8 protein-coding genes are annotated in these 10,372 nt (G+C 59.5%); 6 read left to right on the forward strand and 2 right to left on the reverse strand.

Annotated elements, in window-relative coordinates; genetic code table 11:
• Positions 1 to 97 precede the first annotated feature (97 nt).
• The 4 genes from OKC27_RS14130 (at position 98) to OKC27_RS14145 (ending at position 5,387) form a co-directional block, all read left to right on the forward strand.
• Positions 98 to 1,288, forward strand: a complete 1,191-nt coding sequence (locus OKC27_RS14130) for a glycine C-acetyltransferase (protein WP_182938523.1) — start codon at positions 98 to 100, stop codon at positions 1,286 to 1,288.
• 56 nt (positions 1,289 to 1,344) lie between these two features.
• Positions 1,345 to 2,373 (forward strand): L-threonine 3-dehydrogenase, encoded by a 1,029-nt coding sequence (tdh, locus tag OKC27_RS14135; RefSeq protein WP_139409626.1) that lies wholly within the window; start codon positions 1,345 to 1,347, stop codon positions 2,371 to 2,373.
• 197 nt (positions 2,374 to 2,570) lie between these two features.
• Positions 2,571 to 3,026, forward strand: coding sequence for a c-type cytochrome (locus tag OKC27_RS14140; protein ID WP_162518200.1), 456 nt, complete (start codon positions 2,571 to 2,573; stop codon positions 3,024 to 3,026).
• An 84-nt stretch (positions 3,027 to 3,110) separates the two neighbouring features.
• A complete protein-coding gene (locus OKC27_RS14145) occupies positions 3,111 to 5,387 on the forward strand; it encodes a putative bifunctional diguanylate cyclase/phosphodiesterase (RefSeq protein ID WP_182938524.1) in 2,277 nt (758 codons plus the stop codon).
• A gap of 2 nt (positions 5,388 to 5,389) precedes the next feature.
• Here the strand turns inward: OKC27_RS14145 and rep are convergent, their stop codons facing one another.
• Positions 5,390 to 7,402 carry a DNA helicase Rep gene (gene rep / locus OKC27_RS14150; RefSeq protein WP_182938525.1) on the reverse strand — a complete coding sequence of 671 codons (2,013 nt, stop codon included), beginning with the start codon at positions 7,400 to 7,402 and terminating at the stop codon, positions 5,390 to 5,392.
• 181 nt (positions 7,403 to 7,583) lie between these two features.
• Between rep and OKC27_RS14155 the strand changes: the two genes are divergently transcribed.
• Together OKC27_RS14155 and OKC27_RS14160 are read left to right on the forward strand one after the other, a co-directional pair.
• On the forward strand, positions 7,584 to 8,804 hold the full coding sequence (locus tag OKC27_RS14155) for an aminotransferase class V-fold PLP-dependent enzyme (protein ID WP_182938526.1): 1,221 nt from the start codon (positions 7,584 to 7,586) through the stop codon (positions 8,802 to 8,804).
• 13 nt (positions 8,805 to 8,817) lie between these two features.
• On the forward strand, positions 8,818 to 9,252 hold the full coding sequence (locus tag OKC27_RS14160; protein ID WP_182938527.1) for a SufE family protein: 435 nt from the start codon (positions 8,818 to 8,820) through the stop codon (positions 9,250 to 9,252).
• Positions 9,253 to 9,273: 21 nt separating this feature from the next.
• Here OKC27_RS14160 and tcdA read toward each other — a convergent pair whose 3' ends face one another.
• On the reverse strand, positions 9,274 to 10,110 hold the full coding sequence (tcdA, locus tag OKC27_RS14165; protein WP_182938528.1) for a tRNA cyclic N6-threonylcarbamoyladenosine(37) synthase TcdA: 837 nt from the start codon (positions 10,108 to 10,110) through the stop codon (positions 9,274 to 9,276).
• Positions 10,111 to 10,372: the final 262 nt, after the last annotated feature.

The following is a 10,372-nucleotide window of genomic DNA, read 5'->3' on the forward strand; positions in this document are numbered from 1 at the left end:
TGAATATCAGCACAATCATTTGAATTTACCGCAACAGATTGCAGTAAAATGTTGCCCTCTGTTGATACGCAGCTGAAATAGCCAATAAGGATCGAGGATGTCTAACGGATTCTATCGTCACCTGACCGAGCAACTGAACCAGGTGCAAGCCGAAGGGTTGTACAAGCAGGAGCGCATCATCACCTCCGCCCAGCAGGCCAGCATCGCCGTCGGCGGTGAGCAGGTACTGAACTTCTGTGCCAACAACTATCTGGGGCTGGCCAACCACCCGGATCTGATCGCCGCCGCCCATCAGGGGCTCGACAGCCACGGCTTCGGCATGGCCTCGGTGCGCTTTATCTGTGGCACCCAGGACCAGCACAAAGCGCTGGAGCAGAAGATGTCCGCCTTCCTCGGCACCGAGGACACCATCCTCTACTCCTCCTGCTTCGATGCCAATGGAGGCCTGTTCGAGACCCTGTTCGGCGCCGAAGATGCCATCATCTCCGATGCCCTCAACCACGCCTCCATCATCGACGGCGTGCGGCTGTGCAAGGCCAAGCGCTATCGCTACGCCAACAACGACATGGCCGAGCTGGAAGCCCAGCTGAAACAGGCGGATGCCGATGGTGCCCGCTTCAAGCTGATCGCCACCGACGGCGTCTTCTCCATGGATGGCGTCATCGCCGACCTCAAATCCATCTGCGATCTGGCGGACAAATACGATGCGCTGGTGATGGTGGATGACTCCCACGCGGTCGGCTTTATCGGCGAAAACGGCCGCGGTACCCACGAATATTGTGGCGTGCTGGATCGGGTCGACATCATCACCGGCACCCTGGGCAAGGCGCTCGGCGGCGCGTCCGGTGGCTATACCTCCGGCAAGAAAGAGGTGATCGACTGGCTGCGTCAGCGCTCCCGCCCTTACCTCTTCTCCAACTCGCTGGCCCCCTCCATCGTTGCCGCCACCATCAAGGTGATCGACATGCTGGCCGAGGGTCACGACCTGCGCGCCCACCTGAAAGAGAACAGCCAATACTTTCGCGAGCGGATGAGCGCCGCCGGCTTCACTCTGGCGGGTGCCGACCACGCCATCATTCCGGTGATGCTGGGAGATGCCAAGCTGGCCTCCGAAATGGCGAGCCGCATGCTGGCTGCCGGCATCTATGTGGTGGGTTTCTCCTTCCCTGTTGTGCCCAAGGGTCAGGCGCGCATTCGCACCCAGATGTCTGCCGCCCACACCCGCGAGCAGCTGGACAAGGCCATTGACGCCTTTATCCGCATCGGCCGTGAACTCGGCGTTATCTGATTTGAATCAAGGGGCTGCAGCCCCTTTTTTTCTGCATTCATATTGAAGGAACAGTCATGAAAGCACTCTCCAAACTGCACAAAGAGGTCGGCATCTGGATGACGGATGTGCCGGCCCCCGAGCTCGGCCACAACGACCTGCTGATCAAGATCCGCAAAACAGCCATCTGCGGCACAGATATCCACATTTACAACTGGGACGAGTGGTCCCAGAAGACCATCCCGGTACCCATGGTGGTTGGCCACGAATATGTCGGCGAAGTGGTCGCCATCGGTCAGGAGGTGCGCGGCTTCGCCATCGGCGATCGGGTCTCCGGTGAAGGACATATCACCTGTGGTCACTGCCGCAACTGCCGCGCAGGGCGCACTCATCTGTGCCGCAACACCATTGGCGTTGGCGTCAACCGTCCGGGTGCCTTCGCCGAGTATCTGGTGATCCCCGCGTTCAACGCCTTCAAGCTGCCGGACAACATCCCGGACGAGCTGGCCGCCATCTTCGACCCGTTCGGCAATGCGGTGCACACTGCCCTCTCCTTCGATCTGGTGGGTGAGGATGTGCTCATCACCGGGGCGGGCCCCATCGGCATCATGGCTGCTGCCGTCTGCCGCCATGTAGGCGCCCGCCACGTGGTGATCACCGACGTCAACGAATACCGGCTGGAGCTGGCCCGCAAGATGGGCGCCACCCGCGCGGTCAACGTCAGCAAAGAGAAGCTGGCCGACGTGATGAGCGAGCTGGGCATGACCGAAGGGTTCGATGTGGGGCTGGAGATGTCCGGCGTCCCGAGCGCCTTCCAGGAGATGCTCGACAAGATGAACCACGGCGGCAAGATCGCCATGCTCGGCATCCCCCCCTCCACCATGGCCATCGACTGGAACAAGGTGATCTTCAAGGGGCTGTTTATCAAAGGGATCTATGGCCGCGAGATGTTCGAGACCTGGTACAAAATGGCCAGCCTGATCCAGTCCGGGCTGGATCTCTCCCCCATCATTACCCACAGATTCCACATCGACGACTTCCAGCAGGGGTTCGATGCGATGCGCTCCGGCCACTCCGGCAAGGTGATCCTGAGCTGGGACAAATAACCCATTTCACCCCTTGGTTACCTGAAACCCGGCGAATGCCGGGTTTCTTTTTATCTCCACCGCCTGAATTGCCGTGATATCGCCCAAAACTTTGCACACAGAGTGTTTAACACTTCACACACAAGCGTTTAAATGGCTGTAACTATTCGGTTATAATCCCGTCGTTTACATGGATAATAAAAGACTGCTGGGAGTATATGAGCGTGTTGAAAAAACTGAGCTATTTGCTGGCTGTCGGGATGACGGCCGCCAGCTTGTCTGGGGCAGTGCTTGCTGCCGATGATATGTCACCGGAAGCCATTGCCGAGCGGATCAAACCAATCGGTCAGGTCTATACCGCCAAGGATCTGGAAGGTATTGCCGGCGCGGGTGCCGCACCGGCTGCGACCGCCTCTTCCGGCCCCCGCGATGGCGAGACGGTATTCAAGGGCGCCTGCTTTGCCTGTCATGATACCGGTGCCGCCGGTGCCCCCAAACGGGGTGACAAGGCGGCCTGGGAGCCTCGCATCGCCCAGGGTATTGATACTCTCAAGAAACATGCCATTGAAGGCTTCACCGGCAAGTCCGGCATGATGCCTCCGCGCGGCACGTGTGCGAACTGTAGTGATGAAGAGATTGAAAACGCCATCCACTACATGATCGACAAGCTGTAAGTATTTGAAAGGGCCGCAATTGCGGCCCTTTCAATCTCTCGGCTTCCGACTACTCTTGTAAGGTAGACATATCGGGAGTTGCTCATGTCGCCCCAAGCTATCGAACCCCACTACTCAACTCCTCTGTTGGCGTTGGTCTCTGCCATTATGGACTTTCCGGCGCCACAATCGGCCACGTCTGACGATTACGACGCCCTGATCCGGCAGATTGACCAACTCTGCCCGCTGCAACACTTCGGCATGCTGGGCCTCGCCGATACCGGCCTGAACTGGCTTTACGCCTACAAGATAAGCGACATCTTCAAGCAGCAACTGGGGCGGGAGCAGTCCCGCATCACCGATCAGCTCACCCAGCTGGATGAGGCCGAAGGGTGGTGTGTCTTTCCCATCGAGCATGGTCAGGTACAGTGGCTGCTGGCTCGTGGCACACCCACCGATCTGCCGACCCTGCGCCTGCTGCTGGAGTGCCTGGCCAAGCGGCTGACCGAAACCCAGGCGGGCTCCCATCTCACCGAGCTGCCTTCGCCCCTGATCCGCAAAGACCCGAACTGGAAAAAGAAAATCGAGAGCATCAGCCGCATCATGCGGCTGGCCAATACCCTGCCGGGTCAGGCGCTGTTTTCCCAGCTGGAGGCGGTACTGCGCCAAATGCTCGCCATCGAGGACATGCTGCTGGTCAGACTAACCAGCCAGAAGCTGGAAAAGATCTACCCCGCCAATCCTCATCAGGGGGACGAGTTCATCAGCGGGTTGTGCCACAGCACCAGCAATATCGAGGTGAACAGGGAGTCTCGCTACTGGCACAGCATGCCGCTACGGCTGCAGCAACAGTACTTCGCCCACTTCATCATCAGCACGACCCAGCCGCTGGAAACTGACGACAAACTGTTCCTCGATTTCTTGCGCGGCCAGTTGACCCTGCTGCTGGAGTTGAGACGGATCCGCCAGCAGCTCAACGACATCAATACCGAGGACTCTATCAACCAGCGGCTGCAACAGCTGCGTCAGACCAACCTCAGACTGCAAAAGCAGCTCAAGCAGCATCAGGAGCTGGAACGGCGGTTGCAATTCGATGCGCTCCACGACCCGCTGACCCAGCTGCCCAACCGCGCCCTGTTGATGAACCACCTCAACCACGCCATGACTCACTACAACCGCTACAAATCGCCGGGATTTGCGGTGATCTTCATCGATGTGGATCACTTCAAGCAGATCAACGACACCCTGGGCCACAGCGCGGGGGATCAACTGCTCAAAGAGGTGAGCCGCCGCCTGCAGACCTGCATCCGGCAAAATGATCTGGTGGCCAGGCTGGGCGGCGACGAGTTTGTCATCTATCTGGACAGCAGCAAGAGTGATGATGACATCAGCCCTGTACTGAACCGCATTATCAGCCGCCTCTCCTACCCGTTCCGGTTGCTCGGTAACGAGCTGAGCATTACCGTCAGCCTGGGGGTATCGAGCGTCTCGGAGCAAACCACCGATATCAGCCAGCTGCTCCATCAGGCCGATCTGGCCATGTATCAGGCCAAACGCAATGGCCGCAGTCGTATCGTCAGCTACTCGGAAGATTGCATCAACCAGAACTGGAACTCGCCGGAAGAGATGCTGGCCAGAGCCTTGCGGGAAGGGCGTATCGTCCCCTATTTCCAGCCGGTGATCCGGCTACAGGATAGTCGCCTGACCGGACTGGAGGTGATGGCGCGCTGGCTGACCGAGGAAGGCATTCTCAAGGATGCGTTCGACTTTATTCCGCTGGCAGAGCAGTGCGGCCTGATTCTGGAGCTGGATTACCAGATCCTGCGCCACACCTGCCAACAGCTGAAGAACTGGCTGCCGATCTCGGGGCAGAGCAAGTTCAAGGTCGCCATCAATCTGTCGGGCAAGCATCTGGTCAACCATGACCACATCATGCGGCTGATGGGGATCATCGAGGAAGAGGGCGTTTCCCCCGGCTATCTGATCTTTGAATTCAACGAGCGGGAGCTGTCGCGGCAAGATTCCGATGCGCTGGCATCACTGCATGACCTGAGATCCAAGGGTATCCAGATCAGCCTCGATGATTTCGGTACCGGCTTCTCCTCCCTCAACGCCCTGTTCCACTTCCCGGTGGATTACATCAAGGTGGATGACAGCTTTACCCAGCGGATGCTGCAATCACCCAAAGATTTGGCGCTAATCCGCGCCATGCGGGATATCTGTCAGGATCTCGATTACACCCTGATAGTGGAGGGGATCGAGAACCAGCTGCAGTTGCAGAAGCTCATCGATATCGGCTGCCAGATGGGGCAAGGGCGCTATATCTCTCCGCCGATGCCGGGAGCTGATATCGTGCCGCTGCTTACCCCGGCCAATCCGTAGCATTAATCCTTCTTGAACAGCGCCCGCAGGTTGGCAACGCCGACCTGCCCCTTCTGCTGGCGCTCTTCGGCGGTCACCTTCCTCTGGTTTTCCCACTCCAGATCATCCTGCGGCAGCTCCAGCAGGAAGCGGCTCGGCTCAGGCCGTATCGACTCACCAAACTGGCGCCGCTCCTTGCAGAGGGTGAAGGTCAGCTCGGTCTGGGCCCGGGTGATGCCCACGTAGGCGAGACGCCGCTCCTCCTCCACGTTGTCCTCGTCAATGCTGGTCTGGTGGGGCAGCAAGCCCTCCTCCATGCCCACCATGTAGACATAGGGAAACTCCAGCCCCTTGGAGGCATGCAGGGTCATCAACTGCACCTGATCCGCATCATCCTCTCCCTCATTGCGCTCCATCATGTCGCGCAGAGTGAGGCGAGTGACCACCTGAGCCAGCGTCATCGACTCCTCCAGCTCATCCCCCTCCAGCATCTCGGTAATCCAGCGATAGAGGGTAGAGACGTTCTGCATCCGCATCTCGGCCGCTTTCGGGCTGGGAGAGGACTCGTAGAGCCACTCTTCGTAGTGGATCTCCTTGATCATGTCCCGCACCGCCTCCACCGGATTGCCACGCAACGCCTGATCGCCAAGGCGAACCAGCCAGTTGGTGAATGCCTGCAAGGCCACAAGGCCACGCCCAGAGAGGTGCTGCTCCAGCCCCAGCTCGAAGCTGGCGGCAAACAGGCTTTTGCCGCGCTGGTTGGCGTATTGGCCAAGTTTTTCGAGGGTGGTGGGGCCAATCTCGCGGCGCGGCAAGTTGACCACCCGCAGGAAGGCAGTGTCCTCGTCCGGATTCACCAGCAGCTTGAGGTAGGCCATGATGTCCTTGATCTCGGTGCGGGAGAAAAACGAGGTGCCGCCGGAGATACGATAGGGAATGCGGTTGGTCATCAGCGCCTTCTCGAAGATGCGCGACTGATGGTTGCCCCGATAGAGGATGGCGTAATCCTTGAACCGGGTGCGGTTCATAAACTTGTGGCCCATCATCTCGGCGGCGATCCGCTCCGCTTCGTGCTCCTCGTTCTTGGCAAACAGCACCTTGAGTTTCACACCCTCATCCAGCTCGGAGAAGAGCGCCTTGTCATAGACGTGCGGGTTGTTGGCGATCAGGATGTTGGCGCACTTGAGGATACGCCGCTTGGAGCGGTAGTTCTGCTCCAGCTTGATCAGCTTGAGGCTGGGGAAATCTTCGTTCAGCAGCACCAGATTCTGCGGCTTGGCACCGCGCCAAGAGTAGATGGACTGGTCATCATCCCCCACCACGGTAAAACGGGCCCGTTCGCCGACAATCTGCTTCACCAGCTCGTACTGGCTGGTGTTGGTGTCCTGATACTCATCGACCAGCAGGTAACGGATCTTGTTCTGCCAGCGCTCGCGCACCTCCTGATTGCTCTTGAGCAGCAAGGTGGGCATCACGATGAGGTCGTCAAAATCCAGTGCGTTATAGGCCACCATCTGGCGATGATAACGCTCGTAGAGCTGGGCCATCAGCACCTCTTCTGGCCCGCGGGCGATGCGCATGGCGCGGGCAGGCAGGATGAGATCGTTCTTCCAGTTGGAGATCTGGCTGATAAGGGCCGACAACTTGTCCTTGTCGTTGTCGAGCTCGTCTTCGGTGAGCTCCTTGAGCAGCGCCAGCTGATCGGTGTCATCGAACAGGGAGAAGTTCGCCTTGAGATTCAGGCTCTTGTGCTCACGACGAATGATGTCGAGGCCGAGGGTATGGAAGGTGGAGACCATCAGCCCCCGCGCCTCCTTGCGCCCCAGGGTCTGGCCGACCCGCTCCTTCATCTCCCGCGCCGCCTTGTTGGTAAAGGTGACGGCGGCGATATTGCGCGCGTTGTAGCCGCACTGCTGCACCAGATAGGCAATCTTGTTGGTGATGACACGGGTCTTGCCCGATCCGGCACCCGCCAGCACCAGGCAAGGGCCGGAGACATACTTGACCGCTTCGTTCTGATTGGGGTTGAGCTTCATGGGCCGGATCTCTTGGCTTATGATGAGGGGCGGCATTGTACCAGAAATCACCCGACGAGCCGTACCTGCTGCACCGCAGGCAACCGCCATTCCGGCTCATCGCGCCTTGTGTTCGGGCGCTATTTTCAGGATCATGGCCGACCTTTCGAGATGATGACTTTTTCCAGATGATGAGGGGAGCATGAATCAGCAACAGCACGACCGACTGCGCAGCCAGTTTCCGGCCTTGGCGCAGGAGGTAAACGGCCACCCTCTGGTCTATCTGGACAACGCCGCCACCACCCAGAAGCCGAAAGCGGTGCTGGATGCCATCGCTCACTACTATCGGGCCGACAACGCCAACGTGCACCGCGCCGCCCACGCCCTGAGTGGCCGCGCGACCCGCGCCTTCGAAGCTGCCCGCGAGACGGTCGCCCGCTTTATCAATGCGCCCCGCAGCCAAGAGGTTATCTGGACCCGCGGCACCACAGAAGCGATCAATCTGGTGGCCCAGAGCTTGGGAATGAGCGAGCTCAAGGCGGGGGACGAAATCATCCTCAGCACCCTGGAGCACCACGCCAATATCGTTCCTTGGCAGCTGGTCGCCCAGCGTACCGGCGCGGTGATCCGGGTTATCCCGCTCGATGAGCGGGGCGATCTCGATCTGGCCGCCTATCACGCCATGCTGGGGCCACGCATCCGACTGGTGAGCGTGGCCCACGTCTCCAATGCCCTCGGTACCGTCAATCCGGTCGCCCGGATGGTAGAGGCCGCCAAAGCGGTTGGCGCCCTGACGCTGATCGACGGTGCCCAGGCGGTGGCGCATCTCGAGGTGGATGTGCAGGCCATCGGTTGCGACTTCTACGCCCTCTCCGGTCACAAGCTCTATGGCCCGACCGGCATCGGCGTGTTGTGGGGCCGCACCGAACTATTGGAACGGATGCCGCCCTGGCAAGCCGGTGGCGAGATGATCGATCGGGTCAGTTTCAGCGGCACCACCTTCAATACCCTGCCCTTCAAGTTCGAGGCGGGCACCCCCCATATCGCTGGTGCTATCGGCCTCGCCGCCGCCATCGACTTTGTAATGGGGCCAGATCGGCATTGGCTCGCCAGCCATGAGCAGGCGCTGACCGACTATCTGGTCGCAGGCCTGCAACAGGTGCCGGGGCTGCGCCTGATCGGCGAACCCGACCAGCGCGCCGGTGCGGTCTCGTTCCTGCTGGAGGATATCCACCCGCAAGATGCCGCTACCCTGCTCGACATGCAGGGGATCGCCCTGCGAGTCGGCCACCACTGCGCTATGCCGCTGATGGAATCCCTCGGGATCGGTGGCACCATGCGCGCCTCGCTGGCCTGCTACAACAATCGGGACGATGTCGACGCCCTGCTGGCCGCCCTGCACAAACTCAGTGACTTCTTCTAAGGCAGACAACCGAATGAGTGACCTCGCAAGCTATACCCGGATTGGCCTTGAGCCCAACGCCAACACCATCCGCCAGCAGTTTGCCGCCGCCCACGGCTGGGAGAACCAGTACCGGCTCATCATCCAGCTCGGTAAACAGCTGCCGACGCTACCCGGCGAATGGCAGCAGGAGGCATTCCGCCTCAAGGGGTGTGAAAGCCAGGCCTGGCTGAAGGGAGAACAAAGCGAGGATGGCTGCTGGCACTTTGCCTGTGATTCCGATGCTCGCATCGTGCGCGGCCTCATCGTCATCGTGCTGGCGGCACTCAACCACCAATCGTCTGCGGCGATCCAGGCATTTGATATGGAAGGGTATTTCAGCGAACTGGGACTTGAGAAACACTTGAGCCCGTCACGAGGTAACGGGCTCAGAGCGATCGTGCTGGCGATCCGGGAGCAGGCTGTCTAACCCGCTTTGTGCAGAGTTCGATTAGGCTTCGCCAATCGACCCTGCTTCTTCATTCCCGGCCTCTTTCTCGGCGCGGGCCCCTCGCTCGGCAATCTTCTTCAATACCCGGGATGCGGCAACCAGCCCAAAGGTTGCCGTCACCGGCGTCACGGCGCCAAAGCCGGAGGCGCAATCCATCTTCATGGTGCCATCGCTGGCCGCCTTGGCCTGACAGGTGCCACCATTACCATCCGGATAACTCAGCTGCTCGGTTGAGAAGACACACTCCACCCCGAACTTGCGCGCCGGATTCTTGCTGAAGTTATGCAACCGGCGCAGGTCGGATCGCACCTTGGCAGCCAACGGATCCTGAATGGTCTTGGCCAGATCGGCCACGGTGATTTGGGTCGGATCCATCTGCCCGCCAGCACCACCCGCAACAATCACCGGAATCTTGTTGCGCTTGCAGAAGGCAATCAGCGCCACCTTGGCCTTGACCGAGTCGATGGCGTCCACCACATAGTCAAACTCCCGCTTGATATGCTCGGCCAGATTATCGGCAGTGACGAAATCATCTACCACGATCACTTCGCAATCCGGGTTGATGGCACGAATACGCTCGGCCATCACCTCGGTTTTGAGGCGACCAACCGTCCCCTGCATGGCGTGGATCTGGCGATTGGTGTTGGTGATGCAGATATCGTCCATGTCGATCAGGGTGATCTGGTTGATACCGGCGCGGGCCAGCGCCTCGGCCGCCCAGGAGCCCACGCCGCCAATCCCCACCACACAGACCTTGGCCTGGCTAAAGGAACGCAGGGCGTTTTGACCATAAAGACGGGCAATGCCCCCGAATCGCTGTAGATATTCTGCTTTCATACCATCACCTTGCTTGAGGGCGGCCATTATAACGACAACCACCGCCAGCGGCGATGGCATAACCGGAGAAAATCGGGGAGGGAAAACGGTAGAGAAGAGGGAATAGACTGTCAATTATCAGGCGATTTGCTGATTTTCAGCCAATAAAAAACCCCGCTCATCGAGCGGGGTTTCTTGTATTGGGTGCCTGGCAGTGTCCTACTCTCGCATGGCGAATGCCACACTACCATCGGCGCTACCGCGTTTCACTTCTGAGTTCGGC

Origin of the sequence: Aeromonas sp. QDB62 (assembly GCF_027705695.1) — a bacterium.
GTDB lineage: Bacteria > Pseudomonadota > Gammaproteobacteria > Enterobacterales > Aeromonadaceae > Aeromonas > Aeromonas allosaccharophila.